We start from the raw sequence: 18579 nt of genomic DNA, 5'->3' as shown, positions 1-18579 counted from the left end.
GAACGGCACGCATCGGGTACTCCCTTTCGTTCGGGTTCAGGACACCCCGTGGCTGCCCGGGGCCCGACGGCCCGATGCCGTTTATGAAGAAAGCTCCCCCCGGGGTGGGAACCACCCGGCGTGGCGTGCATGAACCGCCGCGTACGCCCGAAAGGGCGCAGGTCCGGGGAGAAACGGCCGCCCGCCGCGTAAAACCGTGGGTCAGTCCGTGTCGTCGGCGAGTTCGGCGACCCCGGTGATCCGGTGCAGCGCGAAGGTGCGGACCTCGTCCGCGGTGTGGTCGTACGCCGTCACGAAACCGCCCTCGACCCGGACCGGCGCGATCACCCGCTGGCTGGCCGCGCCGTCGGCGTTCACGTGGCCGATCCACACCGCCTCCCCGGTCAGCACGGCCGCCTGGAGGGTGGCGAGGGTCTCGGCGGCCCCCGACCGGGGCGGCTCACCGGCCGTGCCCGCCGCGCCCGCCGCCTCCGTCCGGTGCGGCGCGGTCGCGGCCAGGTCGCCGGCGCGGATGGCCCGGACCGCGGCCGTCAGCAGCGCGTCGTCCGGCACCGGCGGCCCGTCCGGGACCGGCTCGGGCGCCGTGCGCGGCGGGGTGCGGTGGGCGTCCGCGCGGGCGATCAGCACATCGCCGCCCGCCGACTCGGCGGCCGGCGCGAACCCCATGCCGCGCAGCCCCTCCAGCAGCGCCGCCGGGTCGGCCCGCGCGGCCAGCACGGTCGGCGCGAGGCGCCGCAGCCCGAGGCCGGCGGCCCGCTTGTCGGCGAGGATCTCGTCGAGCGTGGCGTCGTCGTCGCAGCGCACGTACGCCGAGGCCGCGCCGACCCGCAGCCGCCCGTGCCGCCGGGCCACGTCGTCGATCAGGTACGTCAGCGGCTGCGGCACCGGCGTGCGCGAGTACCGGGCGAGGAAGGCGTGCAGGTCGGCGGCGCTCTGCCCGGAGTCCAGGGCGCGGCGTACCGAACCGGGCGTGAACCGGTAGACGGTGGCGCCCCCCTTGGACTCGACGTCCGCGACCATGTCGAGCAGTTCGGCCAGCGGACGCCGCAGCGGCCCCGGCGCCACCGCCGTCAGGTCGGCCTGGAGCAGCACGTGGTCCAGCGGCTCGGGCAGCAGCGGCGCCAGCACCCGGGCCGCGGCGGCGGTGGCGACGGCCTGCTCGGCGGGCGGCAGCGGCTCCGGCGCGGGCGGCGTGCGGTGGTGCACGGGGAGCTTGTCACCGGGCCCGGAGACGGTCCCGTCCCCGGCCCCGTCCGCGGCCTCCCGCGCCGGCGCCCCGATCAGCGCCCGCCCCGGCGCGGCCAGCGCCCCGCGCCCGGTGACGCCCAGCAGGTCCGCCTCGGCCAGCGTCCAGCGGGCCAGCCGGAGCCGCAGGTCCTCGGCCGCGCCCTCGGCCCGCTCCTCCCGCCGCGCCCCGCGCAGCGGACGCTCCCAGCGCAGCCGGGCCAGCACCGACTCCGGGTCCGGCGCGGCCCCTTCCGGCAACCGCGCGAGCAGCGCCAGCACCCGGTGCCGTACCTCCGGCGCCGCCGACCGGTCCAGGCCCGCGCCCAGCGCCGACAGCGCCCGGTCCTTGGCGTCCCGCGAGCCGACCAGACCGCTGGTCCGGGTGGCGAGCAGCCACGCCTCGGCCAGCCGCGCCCAGCGCAGCTCCGGGGGCAGCTCCCGCCACTCGTCGTAGGCCGGGGTCGCCGCGTACCGCTCGTCGGCCTCGCCGTCGGAGGCCACCAGCCCGGCGGCGTAGGCCAGTTCGACCCAGAAGGCGGCCTCCGGCTCGGGCACGTCCAGGGCGACCGCCGTCCGCTTCAGGTCGCGCACGCTCAGCCCGCCGGCCCGCAGCACGGCCGGGCCGCCCTCGTCCCAGTCCTTCAGCAGTTCCTCGACGGTCCCGAGGGCCGCGAGCGCCTGCCCGGCGGCGGCGCCGTCCACCACCTGCGGACGGTAGGCCGCCCCGGCCGTCACCGGCGGCGGCAGCGGCTCCGGCGTCCGGTGCGCCCGCCCGGCGCGCAGATGCAGGGCGACCTCGCGGGGCAGGACGACCGTGCCGGGCGCGGTCGGCAGCAGCAGCCCCCGGTCAAGGAGCCAGCGCAGGTGCGCCGCCGGATCATGGGTGACCTGCCCGTACGGCGGCCCCCACACCAGCCGGTCCAGCACCTGGCGGGACTCCCCGGGCGCGTCGGCGAGCAGCTCCGCCATCCGGGCCCGGTCGGTGAACAGCCCGGTCAGCGCGTCCACCGCGGACACCGCGTCGTGCGTCGAGGGCAGCCCGACGGCGGCGAGGACCTCCTGCACCCGGCCCGGCGACATCCCCGCCGTGGCCTCCCGCACGGTCGGCCCGAGCCCGGTCGGCGACGGGTGCTGCGGCGAGGGCGCCAGCAGCTCCCGCGCCGTGCGCACCAGCCGCAGCCGGTCGTCGGCGCCCCACACCAGGGCCTGCGCCCGCAGCGCCCCGAGCGCCCGGGGGAGCGCGGCGGCGACGTCCGGGTCGCCGTCGTCCCCCGCCATCAGCCCGGACAGCTCCCCGTACGTCGCCGGATCGGCCGCCACCGCCAGTGCCTCGGCGGTCTGCAGCGCGAACCGGTCCAGCCGCTCCAGGGCGCGCACCACCGAGGCCCGGGTACCGGCCCGGGTGGCGAGCTGGGTGAGGTCGGTGGGGACGGGGGTGACGAGGTCGGGGCGGCTGCGCAGGAGGGCGGCCAGGGAGGCGTCGTCCCTGGCGCGGAGCGCCTCCGCGAGGGACCGGGGTGCCGCGGGCTTGTCCTCGGTGCTCATCCGCCCCACGGTAGCGGGTCGCCCCCCGCGCGTCCGCGCCGTTCCCGGCCCGCCACCGGGTGTTCTCCCGGCGGCGGGCCGCGCCCGGTGCCGGCGGCAGGCGGTACCGTCGTGCGACGGGAAGCACCAACGCACCGCCCCGGAGGGCTTCGTGGGGATCGAGAGCGACCAGGTCGTCTACGAGTATCTGAGCCGCGTCGGTGACGTGGCCCAGCAACGCCAGCTGCCGTCGGCCGCCCGGATGCGCCTCGTCGCCGACCTGCGCAACGAGATCGACAAGCGCCGGTCGAAGACGGTCGTCGACTCGCCCGCCGCGGTCCGCCGCATCCTGGACCGGCTCGGCAGCCCCGACGAGGTGGTCGAGGCGGCCGGCGGGAGCGCCCCGGCCGTGACGTGGGAGCCGCCGCCCGCCGTGCCGGTCCAGCCGGACGGGGAGAGCCCGCGGCCGGCGCCCGGGGAACGCCCCAAGGGGGAGCGCCCCAAGGGACTGCGCCGGGTCGTCCCGCGTCCCCGTCCCGCCGCCCCGCCGCCGCCCGTCGAGGCGCCGGCCCCGCCGCACCTCGCCCAGTCCCACGAGCTCGCGGACACCGCGGGCCCCCGGCCCGACTGGTGGCGCACGGAGGGCGGCCCGTTCGGGCGCGGCGACCAGGTCCCCGGCTTCGTCGGCGGCATCGAGATCCCGGACCTGCTCAAGCCGCCGCCCCCGCGCGAGAAGCCCCCGGCCGAACCGGTGAAGGCCGCGGCACCGGAGACGGCCGCCGTCCCGGGTACAGGGCGCCGCCGGCTGCCGCGCCTCTTCCCGCGGGGCGCCGGCCGGCCCGACACCCTGCTGCTGTGCGCCGCGGTCCTGCTGGCCGTCGGCGCGATCCTCGGCAACCTGCTGCCGCTGGCCCTCGGCTGGGTCCTCGCCTTCCTCTCCCGCCGGCTGACCCCCGTCCAGGCCAAGTGGGCCGTCCTCGGCCTGCCCGGCCTGACCGCGGCGGCCGGGGTGGTCTGGCTCTGGGGCCGTACGGACGGCCGCTGGGGCGACCCGATCACCGAGGGCCACATGAACGAGGCCGTCGCGGACACCTGGCCCTGGGTCCTGAGGGCGGCGGCGCTCGCCTCGGCGGCGTACCTGGTGTGGAGGGCCCGCCGCCGCGCCTGACGGACGGCGGCCGGCCGCACGCGGCCCGCGCTCACAATGGAGCGCATGAACACAGCCCCCACCGTCGGCTTCGACCTCGACATGACCCTCATCGACTCCCGCCCCGGCATCCACGCCTGCTACGTGGAACTCTCCGCCCGGACCGGCACCCACGTCGACGCCGACCTCGCGGTCACCCGCCTCGGCCCGCCCCTCGAACAGGAACTCGCCCACTGGTTCCCGGCGGAGCGGCTCGCCGCCACCGCCGCCCTGTACCGCGAGCTGTACCCGGCGCACGCCATCGCGCCCACCCCGGCCCTGGCCGGCGCGGCGGAGGCGATCGCGGCCGTACGCCGGGCCGGCGGCCGGGCGATCGTCGTCACCGCCAAGTACGAGCCCAACGCCAAGCTGCACCTGGAGCACCTCGGCATCGAACCGGACGCGGTCGTCGGCGACCTGTGGGCGGAGCAGAAGGCCGTCGCGCTGCGCGAGCACGGCGCCGACGTCTACGTCGGCGACCACCTGGGGGACATCCGGGGCGCCCGTGCCGCGGACGCGTACTCCGTCGCCGTGGCCACCGGCCCGTACACCGTCGGTGAACTCCGCGCGGCCGGCGCGGACACCGTGCTGGCCGACCTCACGGAGTTCCCCGGGTGGCTGGATTCCTACCGGGAGGGCTCCGCGGTCCGCGCCTGACGGCGGCCCGCCGCGATCGACCGCAGCACCCCCGCCCCGGCGATCAGGAAGCCGACGCCCATGAGCATGCTCAGCAGGAACATGTACGTCGGGAACGGCGTCGTGCCCAGGAACAGCGGGGCCACCGTGACGAGGGTGGCCACGGTGCCGATGAAGAAGACGATCACACCGGCCCGGATCAGCCGGTCACCCGGCGCGGCGGAATTCGTTCGGGTTTTGTCACGCACCCGACCAGGGTAGTTCCCGACCCGAAGGAACGACCGGGGGACGTCTTGTCACCGGCCTGAAGACCATTAGCCTGGGTACCGGCGGGTCCCGGACCCGCCCGAGTGCTATCAGGACCCGTTTCCGCAGCAGCCATCCGCAGTTTTCCGACGAGTACGAGGACGAGGACAGACGTGCCTACCGGCAAGGTCAAGTGGTTCAACAGCGAGAAGGGCTTCGGCTTTCTCTCCCGTGACGACGGCGGTGACGTCTTCGTCCATTCCTCGGTCCTCCCCGCCGGAGTCGAGACGCTGAAGCCGGGCCAGCGCGTGGAGTTCGGCGTGGTCGCCGGCCAGCGCGGTGACCAGGCGCTGTCCCTGACGCTGCTCGAACCGGCCCCGTCGGTCGCGGCGGCCCAGCGCAAGAAGCCGGACGAACTGGCCTCGATCGTGCAGGACCTGACGACCCTGCTGGAGAACATCACGCCGATGCTGGAGCGCGGCCGCTACCCGGAGAAGACGGCCGGGAAGAAGATCGCCGGCCTGCTGCGGGCGGTCGCGGACCAGCTCGACGTCTGAGCCGCGCGCCGGCTACGGGAAACGCAGCGCGTCGGGGCCGAGGGCCGGCACCAGTCCCTCGGCCGCCGCCCGGGTCAGCAGGCCGCGGATCGCCGCGTAGCCGTCCTCGCCGAGGCCGGCGGTGAACTCGTTGACGTACAGCCCGATGTGCTGGTCGGCGACGGCCGGGTCCATCTCCTGGGCGTGTTCCATGACGTACGGGCGGGATGCCTCCGGGTCGTCCCAGGCCGCGCGGACGGACGCGCGGATCGCGTCGGCCAGGGCGGTCAGCGTCTCCTCGCCCAGGGACCGCTTGGCGATGATCGCGCCCAGCGGGATCGGCAGCCCGGTCGTCGCCTCCCAGTGCTCGCCCATGTCGGCGAGCTTGTGCAGGCCGTAGTTCTGGTACGTGAAGCGCGCCTCGTGGATCACGAGCCCCGCGTCGACCTTCCCGTCCCGCACCGCCGGCATGATCTGGTGGAACGGCATCACGACGATCTCCCCGACCCCGCCGGGCACGGTGTCCGCCGCCCAGAGCCGGAACAGCAGGTACGCCGTCGACCTCTCGCTCGGCACCGCGACCGTCCGCCCGCGCAGATCGGCCCCGGCCTCCCGGGTGAGGACCAGCGGGCCGCAGCCCCGGCCCAGCGCGCCGCCGCAGGGCAGCAGCGCGTACTCGTCCAGGACGTACGGCAGCACGGCGTACGACACCTTCAGCACGTCCAGCTCGCCGCGCTCGGCCATGCCGTTGGTGAGGTCGATGTCGGCGAAGGTGACGTCGAGGGCGGGGGCGCCGGGGACCCGGCCGTGGGCGAGGGCGTCGAAGACGAAGGTGTCGTTGGGGCAGGGGGAGTACGCGATCTGCAAGGTGTCACTCATGGGGGTTCCAACTCTCCAGGGCGGGGGTGAGCTTCCCGAAGGCGTCCGTGAGGGCCGCGAGCGCGTCGCCGATGCGCCAGGCGGCCCGGTCGCGGGGGCCGACCGGGTTGGAGACCGCGCGCAGCTCCAGCACGGGCACGCCGTGCGCGGCGGCGGCCTCCGCGACGCCGAAGCCCTCCATGGCCTCGGCGAGGGCGCGGGGGTGGCGGGTCCGCAGGGCGTCCGCGCGGGCGGCGGTGCCGGTCACCGTGGAGCCGGTCAGGACGGTGCCGGGGCGGGCGCCCGTCGCCTCGGCGACCGTGCGCACCAGCGCGGCCGGCGGGCGGTGGGTGACCGTGCCGAAGCCCAGCTCGGTGACGGGCAGGAAGCCGTCGGCGGTCTCGGCGCCCAGGTCGGCGGCGGTGATCTCGTCGGCGACGACGAGCGAGCCGAGGGGCGCGTGGGGCGCGAAGCCGCCCGCGATGCCGGCCGAGACGACCAGGTCGTAGGGGTGCCCGTCGAGGGCGGCGGCGGTCAGCGCGGCGGCCGTGGAGGCGGCGGCGAGGGCGGGGCCGACACCCGCCGCGAGCAGGTCCCAGCCGGAGCCGTCCGGGCGGTGCAGCGTCACCCCCGGCCGGGGCAGCTGCCGCAGCGGTCCGGGAAACGCCCCGGCCACCGCGTCCCGTTCGGCGGGGACCGCGGTGGCCACGAGGACGTGCGGGGCGGGCGTGGTCAGTCGCCCTTCTTCAGCTCGAAGGCCCAGACACCGGTGAAGGTCTGGCCGCCCTCCTTGCCGTTGCCGGCCACCACGGCGACCTTCGTGGAGTCGCCCTGCGCGCCGTACTGGGCGTTGAAGAACACGCTGCCCGGGACCGTGCGGTAGGTCTTCTTGCTGTCCTCGGTCAGCGGCTGACCGTTCATCAGGATCGTCCAGCGCTTGTCGGCGACGTCCGGGTCCACTCCGAAACGCACCGTCTCGTCCGGGTCGACCGTGAGCGACTTGATGTCCTTGTCCTGGAGGCACTTGGTCAGGTCGGCGGTCTTCAGGGCTTCGTCGCCCTCGCCGCCACAGGTGGCCTCGGAACTGATCGAGTCGCCGCCGACGGTGATCGTCGACAGCGGCGTCGGCTTGTCGCAGGCCGACAGGACGAGCAGTCCGGCGGATACGGCGCCGGCGGCGGCGACGGCACGGCGGCGTCGCACAGCGCGGTGTCCATGAGCGGCTGCGCCGCGGGGCAACGTGGTCATGGGCGAAGGCTATCGGGCGCCCCCGGATCGCTCCCCACCTGGGTACGGCGTGCCGTGCTCACGACACCCCCGCCCGGTGGCCGCCGTGGCGGGCCGACCGGAACAGACCCCGTACGGTGCTCAGCCAGCCGGCCGCGATGATCGCGGCGCCGACCGACAGGCCGAGGGTGCCGTTCAGCGGCAGGGCGATGCCGACCGCGCCGCCCAGCACCCAGGACATCTGGAGCAGCGTCTCGGAGCGGGCGAAGGCGGAGGTGCGGACCAGCTCGGGCACGTCCCGCTGGATCAGCGCGTCCAGGGAGAGCTTGGCCAGCGCCTGCGCGAACCCGGCGATCGCCGCCAGACACGCCACCAGCACCGCGCCGAAGAACACGGCGGCCGTCACCGCCGCGCCCAGCACACAGGCCAGCACGGTCACGATGATGATCTCCGGCGCGCGGGAGCGCAGCCAGGCCCCGACCGCCGTGCCCAGCGCGTTGCCCGCGCCCGCCGCCACGCCGACGATCCCCAGGGAGACGGCGGCGCTCTGCCCGGTCATCGGGTGCTCGCGCAGCAGGAACGCCAGGAAGAAGATCAGGAACCCGGTCAGGCAGCGCACGGCGGCGTTGGCCGCGAGCGCGTGCGTGACCGCCGGGCCGACCGTGCGCAGCCCGGGGCGCCTGGCGGACCCGCGGTGCGGCCCGTGCAGATGGGCGCCGTCCGCGGCGAGCAGCGCGGTGGCCTCGCCCTTCGCGGAGTCCACCGTGCGGGGCAGCGTGAACGACAGGAACGTTCCGGCGACGAAGATCACGAAGGCGCCGTAGAGCGGCCAGCGCGGGCCGATCTGCTGGAGGCCCGCGCCGATCGGGGCGGCGGCGCCGGTGGCGAGCAGCCCGCCGAGGGTGACCCGGGAGTTCGCCTTCACCAGGGAGAAGGCCGGCGGCAGCAGCCGGGGCACGACGGCGCTCCTGACCACGCCGTACGCCTTCGAGGAGACCAGCACGCCGAGCGCCGCCGGGTACAGCTCGATGCCGCCGCTGATCACCGCCCCCGACAGCACCAGGGCGAGCAGCGCGCGGGCCGCCATCGCGGTGGCCATCGCCGCCCGCCGGCCGTGCGGGACGCGGTCCAGGAGCGGGCCGATCACCGGGGCGAGCAGGGTGAAGGGGGCCATGGTGATGGCGAGGTAGAGCGCGACCCGGCCACGCGCCTCGTCGGTCGGCACCGAGAAGAAGACCGTGGAGGCGAGGGCGACGGTGATCATGACGTCGCCGGCGCCGTTGACGCCGTGCAGCTCGATCAGCTTGCCCAGGCCCGACTCGCCGGCGCCGTGCGCGTGCGTCACCCGGCGGATGCCCCGGGCGGGCCCGGTCACCGGCAGGTGCAGCGCGCGGCCGACCGCGCGGAAACGCCCGGGACCGCGTCCCCGGGCCCGGTCTTTCAGTTCCGTCCGTTCCGTCCGTGCGGCTGCCACCCCGTCATAGTGCCCCGGGAGACGGGGGAGTAGAGCTGTCATCGGGCGGATGGAGCTGATCGGGTCGGGCGGGGCGGGGCCGGGAAGGGGCCGGGGCGGAGGCGGGCGGCGGCCGGGTGACGGCCGGGTCGCGGGCGGTTCGGGGCCGGGTCGCGGGCGGGAAACTCCCTCCGGTGTCCCCCGTCGGTGTAGGCCCAGCGCAGCCGAGCAGGTAGCGTGCGTAGCGCGTCGTGGCGAATGTTCTCGGCCGCGCGCCTCTCAGTCATCCCGCAGAATGGATGACGTAGGTGCGCCCGAGTGCGTCGGGCGCGGACGTCGACGCGGTCCCCGGGTCCGCTCCGTCCGTCCCCCGCCGGCAGTGGCGCACCCGTGAGACGGCGTATGGAGAGAAGCGATACCTGTGAGCGCAGCGACAACGCGAAGCCGCACCCCCGACCGCCTGTGCGCCGAGGCCGTCGACCTCGCCCGGTCCGCGGCCGAGGAGGCCGCCGCGCCTGGTGTGGTCGGAGAACACGCGGGACTGGTGTCCGAGGGTGACCGTGTTGTCACGCACTACTTCGAGTGCACCGAGCTGGGCTACCGGGGGTGGCGCTGGGCGGTGACGGTGGCGCGGGCCTCCCGCGCGAAGGTCGTCACCGTCGACGAGGCCGTGCTGCTGCCCGGCCCGGACGCCGTCCTCGCCCCCGAGTGGGTGCCGTGGAGCGAGCGGCTGCGCCCCGGCGACATGGGCCCCGGCGACCTGCTGCCCACCGACGCCGAGGACCTCCGGCTGGAGCCGGGCTGGTCCGGTGAGGACGAGCCACCGCCGAACTCCGCCGTCTCCGACCAGATGGCCGACCTGGTGGAGGCGGAGGACGCCGAGGTCACCGCCGGGCCGCCGGGCGAGCTGCCCCTCACCCCGCCGCGCGGCACGATCGCGGCCGTCGCCGACGAGCTGGGCCTGCGCCGGCCCCGGGTGCTGTCCCGGTACGGGCTGCACACCGCCGCCGACCGCTGGGAGGAGGCCTTCGGGCCGAAGACGCCGATGGCCCAGGCGGCGCCCGCGCCCTGCGTGTCCTGCGGCTTCCTGCTGCGGATCGGCGGCTCGCTCGGGCAGGCGTTCGGCGTCTGCGCCAACGAGTTCTCCCCGGCGGACGGGCGGGTCGTGTCCCTCGCCTACGGGTGCGGGGGGCACTCGGAGGCGGCGGTGATGCCGAAGCCGCCGCGGACGGCTCCGCCGGTGATCGACGAGACGCGGGTCGATCCGTTCCCGCTGCGGCCGGCGGCGGACTCCGGGTCCGTGCCGGTGGCCGAGGACGCCTCCACGGCCGAGCTGGGGCACGCGTAGGCGGTCTCGCGCCGGCGCGGGGGCTGCGCCCCCGGACCCCCGTCGGCCCGAACGGCCTCGTCCCCGAACGCCGGACGGGCCGGGCGTCGCCGCCCGGCATGAGTGCCGGCTCCGCGCGGTACCTTCGACCCCACGCCGTCCCGGGTCGATGAGGAGAGATGAACGTGAGCAAGTTCGTGCGGCCCGCCGCCGAGGGTGCCGACCCGTTCGGCACGGCACGGCTGCGGCGCGGGGTGCTGGACGCCTGGGCCACGAGCCCCGCCCGGTTCCGTGAGGACGCCAACGCCGAGGAGGACCTCGTCCTCGGCGGCTACCGCGACCGCCTCGTCGTGGAGCTGGCCCAGAACGCCGCCGACGCCGCCGCCCGGGCCGGTGTGCCGGGCCGGCTCCGGCTCACCCTGCGCGACGGCGTGCTGGTCGCCGCCAACACCGGCGCCCCGCTGGACGCGGCCGGCGTCGAGTCGCTCTCCACGCTGCGTGCCTCCGCCAAGCGGGACACCGCCGAGGGCGCCGTCGGCCGGTTCGGCGTCGGCTTCGCGGCCGTCCTCGCCGTCACCGACGAACCCGCGGTCGTCGGCCGGCACGGCGGCGTGCGCTGGTCCCTGGCCGAGTCCCGGGACCTGGCCGCCGACGTCGCCCGGCACTCCCCGGGCCTCGGCGACGAGATCCGCCGCCGGGACGGGCACGTGCCGCTGCTGCGGCTGCCGTTCCCGGCCGAGGGCACCGCGCCCGGCCCGTACGACACGGCCGTCATCCTCCCGCTGCGCGACACGGCCGCCGCCGACCTCGCCGAGCGGCTGCTGGCCGGCGTGGACGACGCCCTGCTGCTCGCCCTCCCGGGGTTGACGGAGGTCGTCGTCGAGGGCGCGGACGGCACCGTACGGACGCTCGGCCGCCGCACCGAGGACGGGCTGACCGTCGTGGCGGACAGCCGGGACGGCACCACCCGCTGGCGGACCGCCGCCGCGCACGGGCCGCTCACCCCCGACCTGCTCACCGGACGGCCGGTCGAGGAGCGGCTGCGTCCGCACTGGTCGGTCACCTGGGCCGTGCCCGTGGACGGCGAGGGCGCCCCCGTCCGGCCCCGGACCAGCCCCGTGCTGCACGCCCCGACGCCGAGCGACGAGCCGCTCGGCGTCCCGGCCCTGCTCATCGCCTCCTTCCCGCTGGACTCCACCCGCCGGCACGTCGCGCCCGGTCCGCTCACCGACTTCCTGGTGCAGCGCGCCGCGGACGCCTACGCCGGACTGCTCGCCGACTGGACACCGGTCACCGCCGGGATCATCGGCCTGGTCCCCGGCCCGCTCGGCAAGGGCGAGCTGGACGGCGCCCTGCGCCAGGCGGTCCTCGACCGGCTGCCGCGCACCGCCTTCCTGCCGCCCGCCGCCGCGCCGGGCGAGGACGACGACCCCGAGCTGCCCGCCGCGCTGCGGCCCCGGGACGCCGAGGTGGTCGAGGGGGCCGGCGCGGAGACCGTCCGGGTGCTGGCGGAGGTGCTGCCGACCCTGCTCCCGGCGGGCCTGGAGCGGCGCGTGGAGCTGCGCACGCTGGGCGTGGCCCGGCTGCCGCTGACCGACGCGATCGACCGGTTGGCCGGGCTGGAGAAGGAGCCCGGCTGGTGGCGGCGGCTCTACGACAGCCTGGCCGGCGTCGACCCCGACCGGCTCTCCGGGCTGCCGGTGCCGCTCGCCGACCGCCGTACGGTCATCGGGCCCCGGCAGATCCTGCTGCCCACCCCGGACGCCGCCGCCCTGGACGCGGAGGTGCTCGCCCGGCTCGGGCTGAAGGTCGCCCATCCGGACGCCGCCCATCCGCTGCTGGAGAAGCTCGGCGCCCTCCCGGCCACCGCGCGGGCCGTGCTCACCACGCCGCAGGTGCGGGCCGCCGTCGCCGCGTCCCTGGACGACGAGGGCGGCGCCAACTGGGAGGACGACACCCTCGACGCCGAGGAACTGGCCGACACCGTCCTCGGGCTGGTCCGCGACGCCGCCCTGGAGCCCGGCGAGGAGCCGTGGCTCGGCGCCCTTGCGCTGCCCGACGAGGACGGTGAGCTGTCCCCGGCCGGGGAACTGGTCTTCCCCGGCGGGCCGTTCGCCCGGGTCATGCGGGAGGACGAACTCGCCGCCGTCGACGCGGAACTCGCCGCCAAGTGGGGCCCGGACGTCCTCGCCGCCTGCGGGGTGCTGGTCACCTTCGCCCTGGTCCGGGCCACCGACGTCGTCCTCGACCCGGACGAACTGGAGCCCCGCGAGGGGGACTTCGCCGAACCCGACGACGCGGGGCTGCTCGACGCCGTCGACGTGTGGTGCGAGGACATCCTCGACCGCTTCCCGGACACGCCCGTCCCGCCGGTCGCCACCGAACTCGTCGCCGTCCGCGACCTGGACCTCGTGGACGACGACCACTGGCCCGAGGCCCTCGCCCTGCTCTCCCGCCCGCCGCTGCGCGACGCCCTCGTCCAGCCGGTGCGGATGCTGCTGCCCGACGGCACCCACGAGACCGTACGGCCGTACACCGCCTGGTGGCTGCGCGGGCACCCGGTGCTCGGCGGTCGCCGCCCCGCCGGGCTGCGCGCGGCCGGCGGCGACCCGCTGCTGCGCGGCCTGTACGACGAGGCCGACGCCGCCGGCTTCGACGACGAGCAGGTGCTGCGGGCGCTCGGCGTCCGCACCTCCGTCGCCGCCCTCCTCGACGAACCGGGCGGCGCCGCCGAGCTGCTGGACCGGCTAGCCGACCCGGACCGGCCCGTCACCGCCGCCCAGCTGCACGGGCTGTACGGGGCGCTGGCCGGCCTCGACCCCGAGCAGGTGACCCTGCCGGACGAGGTACGGGCCGTGGTCGACGGCGAGGTGCGGGTGGTGGACGCCGCCGACGCCGTGGTCGTGGACTCGCCCGACCTGCTGCCCTTCACCGGCGGGGTGCCGCTGCTGCCGGTGCGTCCGGCGCGCGCCGCGGAGCTGGCCGAACTGTTCCAGGTGCGGCGGCTGAGCGAGTCCGTCACCGGCCGCGTCGACTCCGAGGGCACCGAGCACGAGGTGCCGGAGCCGGTACGGGTGCTGCTGGGCGGCGGGACCCCCGCCTCCTACGTCGAGCACGAGGAACTCGTCGTGGACGGTGTGGAGATCGACTGGCGGCTCACCGACGACGGGGTGCCGCACGCCGCCACCCTGGAGGGCGTCGCCGCCGGCCTGGCCTGGGCGGCGGGCCAGTGGCCCCGCCGCTTCGAGGTCGCGGCCCTCCTGGAGGACCCCTCCCGCACGGAGGAACTGGCCCGCGACCGCTGGTTCGACTGACCCCGCCCGAAGCCGCCGTCACCTGTCCTTCACTTCCGTACAACCATTCGTTTCCCTCACGCATCTGATCACCTGAGTCAACAGACTCCCTGATCATTCGGGCCCCGGCGTGACGCGAGCCGTTGGGGGGCGACGACCGCCGGGGCCCCTTTCCCACGTGGGGATCGCATGCGTATACGCGTCACCGGTGCCGCCGTCCTCGGCGCACTGTCCCTGTCCGTCCTCGCCGTCCCGGCCGCGCAGGCCGACGAGCAGCAGAGCCTGACGTCGTGGCCGTCGGCGCACGGGTCCGCGGCGGGCAAGGCCGCGGACTTCGCCGCCACTGCCGACGACCGGCTGGGCGACACCAGGATCACCAGCGTCACCGTCAACGGCGGCAAGGACATCGTCGTCGGCATCACCAAGAAGAAGTCCTTCACCGTCACCGTGACGGCCAACGACCCGAGCGGCATCTACGACGGCTACGCCCAGCTCTGGCACGGGGCGAAGTCCAGCAGCGCCGACCAGGTGCTCGCCCCGGACGCCGACATGGGCACCTGCAAGGCGACCAGCGCCACCGCCGCCACCTGCAAGGTCACGATCGTCGCCGACCCCCTGACCAACATCTACGGCAACCTCCTCGCGGGCACCTGGAAGGTCTGGGCCGGTGCCATGGGCAACGACGGCGACTACGTCGTCAAGGACGCCTACAAGACCGCCAAGGTCCAGCGCGCCTCCAAGCTCACCGTCAACGCCGCGCCGGAGCCGGTGAAGAAGGGCAAGACCATCACGGTCACCGGCAAGCTCTCCCGCGCCAACTGGGACGACCTCAAGTACCACGGTTACACCGGCCAGCCGGTGAAGCTCCAGTACCGCAAGAAGACCTCGAAGACGTACACCACCGTCAAGACCGTCAAGACCGACTCGACGGGCAGCCTGAAGACCACGGTCAAGGCGAGCGCCGACGGCTACTTCCGCTACTCCTTCGCGGGCACCACGACCACCCCGGCCGTCACCAGCACGGCCGACTTCGTCGACGTGAAGTAACCCGCCCGGCGCCACCGGCAGTTCACCCTCGGGACGCCCAGGTGAACTGCCGGTGACGGATGCGCCAAGCCTTCACGGGACGTACAACCCGCCCCTCCCGCCACGGATCTGACCAGGTGAGTCACCAGACTCCACCGTCACCCTGTGGGGGAAACGAACACATGCGTATACGTGCCACCGTGGCCGCCGTCACCGGCGCCCTGGCCCTCTCCGCGCTCGTCGTGCCGGCCGTCGCGCAGGCCGCCGACGACACCCGTCCGTCCTTCGCGTCGACCGTCGGCGAGACGGCCGCCGACCTCAAGGCCGGCCTGAAGGGCGACGCGCCCACCGCCCGCGGCGGCGCCACCGCGAAGGCCGCCGCGTCCGCCGGCTTCTCCGTCTCCGGCGTGTCCGTCAACCACAACAAGGACGTCATCGTCGGCACGACCGGCAGCTACACCGTGCCGCTCACCTACACCCTGAACCACACCGGTGACCTCGGCGCCTACGGCACCGCCGCGGTGATCTACCACGGCACCTCGATCGACGACGCGACCTGGGGCTTCAGCTCCGACGACGCGGCCACCTGCGCCGAGGTCTCCGCGACCGCCCTGAAGTGCTCGACGACCGTCACCTTCCTGCCGGCCGAGCTGCTCAACATCGACGCCGGCACCTGGCGCGTCGGTGTCGTCGTGGTCACCGACGAGGAGGAGGTGACCCTGGAGAACGTCGGCACCCGCAAGGTGCTGCGCACCTCCAAGGTGACCGCCGACGCCGCCCCGGAGCCGGTCAAGAAGGGCGCGACCATCACCGTCACCGGCAAGCTGACCCGCGCCGACTGGGACACCAACACGTACGTCGGTTACGGCGGCCAGTCCGTGGTCCTCCAGTACCGTCCGAAGACCTCCGACACCTACACCAACGTCAAGGGCATCAAGTCCACCTCCACCGGCGCCCTGAAGACGACCGGCAAGGCGAGCGCCGGCGGCTACTACCGCTTCGTCTTCAACGGCTCCGCGACCGGCGGCAAGGCCACCGCCACGGGTGACTACGTCGGCGTGCAGTAACCACCGCGCGACCCCTACACGGGAAAGCGGCGGCCGACCCACCTCCACAGGATCTCCAGGGCGGCCGCCGCCACCGCCGCGATGCCGACCGCGGTCCACGGCATCGTCGTACCGACCAGTTTCAGCGCGAAGAAGTCCTGGAGCCACGGGACCGCCAGCACCACCAGGAAACCGGCGCCCATCGCCGTCACCAGGCCGATCCGCCACCAGGTGTAAGGGCGGGCGATGATCGCCAGAACCCACAGCGAGATCAGGAACAGCGTCAGCGTCGCGGCGCTGGTCTCCGCGTCCAGCGCGCCCGGACCGCTGTAGTGGTGCCGCGCCACGAGGTACGTCACGAAGGTCGCCGCCCCGGCCAGCACGCCGCCCGGGATCGCGTACCGCATCACCCGCCGCACGAAGTGGGGCCGGGCCCGCTCCCGGTTGGGGGCGAGGGCGAGGAAGAAGGCGGGGACGCCGATCGTCAGTGTGGACAGCAGGGTCAGGTGGCGGGGCAGGAACGGGTACTCCACCCGCGCGCACACCACCAGGATCGCCAGCAGCACCGAGTAGACCGTCTTGACCAGGAACAGCGTCGCGACGCGGGTGATGTTGCCGATGACCCGGCGGCCCTCGGCGACCACCGACGGCAGGGTGGCGAAGCTGTTGTCCAGCAGCACGATCTGCGCGACCGCCCGGGTCGCCTCCGAGCCGGAGCCCATCGCGACCCCGATGTCGGCGTCCTTCAGCGCGAGGACGTCGTTGACGCCGTCGCCGGTCATCGCCACCGTGTGCCCCCGCGACTGCAGGGCGCCGACCAGCTCCCGCTTCTGCCGCGGGGTGACCCGGCCGAAGACCGTGTGGTCGTCGATCACCGCGGCCATCTCGTCCCGCTCGGCGGGCAGCCGGCGCGCGTCCACCGCCCGGCCGTCGAGCCCGAGCTTGGCGGCGACCGCGCCCACCGAGACCGCGTTGTCGCCGGAGATGACCTTGGCGCTGACGTTCTGCCGGTCGAAGTAGCGCAGGGTGTCGGCCGCGTCGGCGCGCAGCCGCTGCTCCAGGACGACCAGGGCGACCGGCTCGGCGCCCTCGGCCGCCGCCGGACCGGCCGGGTCCCGCCCGTCCGCCGCACGGGCCAGCAGCAGCACCCTGAGCCCCCGCTCGTTGAGCCGGCCGGTCTCCGCGAGCGCCGGGTCCTCCTCGGCGAGCAGCACGTCCGGCGCGCCCAGCAGCCAGGTCCGGGCGGTGCCGTCGGCCTCCTCGAAGGCGGCGGCGCTGTACTTGCGGGCCGAGGAGAAGGGCAGCGTGGCGGTGGTGCGCCAGTCACCGGCACCGTCCGGCCAGGCGTCGATGACCGCCCTCAGGGAGGCGTTGGGGCGCGGATCGGCGGCGCCGAGGGCACCGAGCACCCGCCGTACGTACCTCTCGTCGGCGTCGTTCAGCACGCGCAGCTCGGTGACGTCCATGCCGCCCTCGGTCAGCGTGCCGGTCTTGTCCAGGCAGACCGTGTCCACGCGGGCCAGGCCCTCGATCGCGGGCAGCTCCTGGACCAGGCACTGCTTGCGGCCGAGCCGGATCACACCGATCGCGAAGGCGACCGAGGTGAGCAGCACCAGGCCCTCCGGGACCATCGGCACGATGCCGCCGACGGTCCGGGCGACGGCGTCCTTCAGGTCGTTGTCCTCGCCGACGAGCTGGCTGAGGATCAGGCCGATCGCGGTCGGCACCATCATCCACGTGACGTACTTGAGGATGGTGGAGATCCCGGAGCGCAGCTCGGAGTGGACCAGCGTGAAGCGGGACGCCTCCTCGGCGAGCTGCGCGGCGTAGGCCTCCCGGCCGACCTTGAGCGCCCGGTACGCCCCGCCGCCGGCGACCACGAAACTGCCGGACATCACCGGGTCGCCGGGCCGTTTCACCACCGGGTCGGCCTCGCCGGTGAGCAGTGACTCGTCCACCTCCAGGCCGTCCGCCTCGACGCACTCGCCGTCGACGACGACCTTGTCCCCGGGCCCGAACTCGATCACGTCGTCCAGCACGATCTCGGAGGTGCCGACCGGGGTGGCGCGCCCGTCGCGCCGTACGGGCGGGCGGGCCTCGCCGATCAGGGCGAGGGAGTCCAGGGTCTTCTTCGCCCGCCACTCCTGGACGATGCCGATGCCGGTGTTGGCGAGGATCACGAAGCCGAACAGGCTGTCCTGGATCGGCGCCACGATCAGCATGATCACCCAGAGCACGCCGATGATCGCGTTGAACCGGGTGAAGACGTTGGCCCGGACGATGTCGAGCACCGACCGGCTGCTGCGCACCGGCACGTCGTTGACCTCGCCCCGGGCCACCCGCTCGGCCACCTCGGCGGAGGTCAGCCCCGCCGTCGGCCGGGGCAGCGGCACCGGGTGCACGGGGTCGAGTTCGGAGCCCGCGTCGATGTGCGTCATGCGTTCGACGGTACGTGCGGACCCGGCGCTTCACACGGTGGGCGGGCGGAAGATCCGACCTGGGGAGGAGGGCCCGTAGGGGATGTGCTGCCCTTGGAGCGGTCAGGCGGGCCTCGTCTGCCGGGCGGCGGCGTCGCGCTTGATGGCGGCGTCGCGCTTGCGGACGTACCAGACGCCGATCAGGCCCAGTCCGCCGCCGGCCAGGCAGGTCCACACCCACCAGGTGTGCCCGTGGTCGTCGAACCAGCCGTAGAAGGGCAGCTGGACCAGGAAGAGGACGAACCAGATGACGGTCCCGCCGGTGATGGTGGCGACCACGGGGCCTTCCAGGGGCTCCGGCGCCTCGTGCTTCGGTGTCCACTTCGCCATGCGCACAGCTTACGAGGCGCCGCACGGCCGGCACGCGGCGCCGGACGATCAGCTTGTGGCGCGCGGGTCTACGCGCGGAGATAGCTTTATCTCCTTCATATGTTCATACTGAACTCGTTTGCCCTTGACCACTTTCATTCGTAGAAAACACCAAATGGGCCGTGGGGGAGTCCTTTGGTGATGAGGT

Annotated in this window: 15 protein-coding genes; 7 read left to right on the top strand and 8 right to left on the bottom strand. The window is 74.9% G+C overall.

Annotated elements, in window-relative coordinates:
• Nucleotides 1-201 precede the first annotated feature (201 nt).
• The gene (locus Sdagh_RS19290) at nt 202-2772 is read right to left on the bottom strand and encodes a helicase C-terminal domain-containing protein (RefSeq protein WP_190076643.1); all 2571 of its coding nucleotides are present in this window, start codon (nt 2770-2772) and stop codon (nt 202-204) included.
• 151 nt (nt 2773-2923) lie between these two features.
• Between Sdagh_RS19290 and Sdagh_RS19285 the strand changes: the two genes are divergently transcribed.
• Together Sdagh_RS19285 and Sdagh_RS19280 are read left to right on the top strand one after the other, a co-directional pair.
• A complete protein-coding gene (locus tag Sdagh_RS19285) occupies nt 2924-3919 on the top strand; it encodes a hypothetical protein (protein WP_189414464.1) in 996 nt (331 codons plus the stop codon).
• A gap of 45 nt (nt 3920-3964) precedes the next feature.
• Complete coding sequence (locus Sdagh_RS19280; protein WP_226535442.1) at nt 3965-4594, top strand: HAD family hydrolase; 630 nt, start codon at nt 3965-3967, stop codon at nt 4592-4594.
• On the opposite strand, the gene Sdagh_RS19275 is transcribed toward Sdagh_RS19280, so the two are convergent.
• Nucleotides 4564-4821 carry a hypothetical protein gene (locus Sdagh_RS19275; protein ID WP_189414466.1) on the bottom strand — a complete coding sequence of 86 codons (258 nt, stop codon included), beginning with the start codon at nt 4819-4821 and terminating at the stop codon, nt 4564-4566. The two genes, Sdagh_RS19280 and Sdagh_RS19275, sit on opposite strands and share 31 nt — an antisense overlap.
• Before the next feature lie 171 nt (nt 4822-4992).
• Here Sdagh_RS19275 and Sdagh_RS36715 point away from each other — a divergent pair, with 171 nt between their 5' ends.
• Entirely contained in the window at nt 4993-5376 is a 384-nt protein-coding gene (locus Sdagh_RS36715; protein ID WP_161163330.1) for a cold-shock protein, read from the top strand.
• A 12-nt stretch (nt 5377-5388) separates the two neighbouring features.
• Here Sdagh_RS36715 and Sdagh_RS19265 read toward each other — a convergent pair whose 3' ends face one another.
• The 4 genes from Sdagh_RS19265 to Sdagh_RS19250 all read right to left on the bottom strand — a co-directional run bounded on the left by Sdagh_RS19265 (nt 5389) and on the right by Sdagh_RS19250 (nt 8914).
• A complete protein-coding gene (locus Sdagh_RS19265) occupies nt 5389-6234 on the bottom strand; it encodes a 1,4-dihydroxy-6-naphtoate synthase (protein WP_189414467.1) in 846 nt (281 codons plus the stop codon).
• Nucleotides 6227-6922, bottom strand: coding sequence for a futalosine hydrolase (locus Sdagh_RS19260; protein ID WP_189414468.1), 696 nt, complete (start codon nt 6920-6922; stop codon nt 6227-6229). The genes Sdagh_RS19265 and Sdagh_RS19260 overlap by 8 nt, the downstream gene beginning before the upstream one ends.
• Before the next feature lie 23 nt (nt 6923-6945).
• Complete coding sequence (locus Sdagh_RS19255) at nt 6946-7416, bottom strand: DUF2771 domain-containing protein (protein ID WP_226535440.1); 471 nt, start codon at nt 7414-7416, stop codon at nt 6946-6948.
• A 103-nt stretch (nt 7417-7519) separates the two neighbouring features.
• Nucleotides 7520-8914, bottom strand: a complete 1395-nt coding sequence (locus Sdagh_RS19250) for an MFS transporter (RefSeq protein ID WP_190076642.1) — start codon at nt 8912-8914, stop codon at nt 7520-7522.
• Nucleotides 8915-9314: 400 nt separating this feature from the next.
• On the opposite strand from Sdagh_RS19250, the gene Sdagh_RS19245 reads away from it, so the two are divergent.
• From Sdagh_RS19245 to Sdagh_RS19230, 4 genes are all read left to right on the top strand, one after another.
• On the top strand, nt 9315-10241 hold the full coding sequence (locus Sdagh_RS19245; protein ID WP_189414471.1) for a DUF3027 domain-containing protein: 927 nt from the start codon (nt 9315-9317) through the stop codon (nt 10239-10241).
• Between the two features lie 164 nt (nt 10242-10405).
• Complete coding sequence (locus tag Sdagh_RS19240; protein ID WP_190076641.1) at nt 10406-13534, top strand: sacsin N-terminal ATP-binding-like domain-containing protein; 3129 nt, start codon at nt 10406-10408, stop codon at nt 13532-13534.
• A gap of 168 nt (nt 13535-13702) precedes the next feature.
• A complete protein-coding gene (locus Sdagh_RS19235) occupies nt 13703-14560 on the top strand; it encodes a calcium-binding protein (RefSeq protein ID WP_190076640.1) in 858 nt (285 codons plus the stop codon).
• Nucleotides 14561-14721: 161 nt separating this feature from the next.
• Complete coding sequence (locus Sdagh_RS19230) at nt 14722-15606, top strand: calcium-binding protein (RefSeq protein WP_190076639.1); 885 nt, start codon at nt 14722-14724, stop codon at nt 15604-15606.
• Between the two features lie 14 nt (nt 15607-15620).
• Here the strand turns inward: Sdagh_RS19230 and Sdagh_RS19225 are convergent, their stop codons facing one another.
• Nucleotides 15621-18023 (bottom strand): HAD-IC family P-type ATPase, encoded by a 2403-nt coding sequence (locus tag Sdagh_RS19225; protein ID WP_189414475.1) that lies wholly within the window; start codon nt 18021-18023, stop codon nt 15621-15623.
• Nucleotides 18024-18125: 102 nt separating this feature from the next.
• A complete protein-coding gene (locus tag Sdagh_RS19220) occupies nt 18126-18392 on the bottom strand; it encodes a DUF2530 domain-containing protein (protein WP_189414476.1) in 267 nt (88 codons plus the stop codon).
• Nucleotides 18393-18579 lie beyond the last annotated feature (187 nt).

The organism is Streptomyces daghestanicus (assembly GCF_020521275.1).
GTDB lineage: Bacteria > Actinomycetota > Actinomycetes > Streptomycetales > Streptomycetaceae > Streptomyces > Streptomyces griseoviridis.
The sequence above is the reverse complement of the archived record's forward strand: the minus strand, read 5'-3'. Positions and strand labels throughout refer to the sequence as shown.

What these genes read in the sequence shown, in the direction of transcription:
- Sdagh_RS19290 (WP_190076643.1), bottom strand. Translation starts at nt 2,772, where the DNA reads ATGAGCACCGAGGACAAGCCCGCGGCACCCCGGTCCCTCGCGGAGGCG.
- Sdagh_RS19280 (WP_226535442.1), top strand. Translation starts at nt 3,965, where the DNA reads ATGAACACAGCCCCCACCGTCGGCTTCGACCTCGACATGACCCTCATC.
- Sdagh_RS19265 (WP_189414467.1), bottom strand. Translation starts at nt 6,234, where the DNA reads ATGAGTGACACCTTGCAGATCGCGTACTCCCCCTGCCCCAACGACACC.
- Sdagh_RS19235 (WP_190076640.1), top strand. Translation starts at nt 13,703, where the DNA reads ATGCGTATACGCGTCACCGGTGCCGCCGTCCTCGGCGCACTGTCCCTG.
- Sdagh_RS19230 (WP_190076639.1), top strand. Translation starts at nt 14,722, where the DNA reads ATGCGTATACGTGCCACCGTGGCCGCCGTCACCGGCGCCCTGGCCCTC.
- Sdagh_RS19225 (WP_189414475.1), bottom strand. Translation starts at nt 18,023, where the DNA reads ATGACGCACATCGACGCGGGCTCCGAACTCGACCCCGTGCACCCGGTG.
- Sdagh_RS19220 (WP_189414476.1), bottom strand. Translation starts at nt 18,392, where the DNA reads ATGGCGAAGTGGACACCGAAGCACGAGGCGCCGGAGCCCCTGGAAGGC.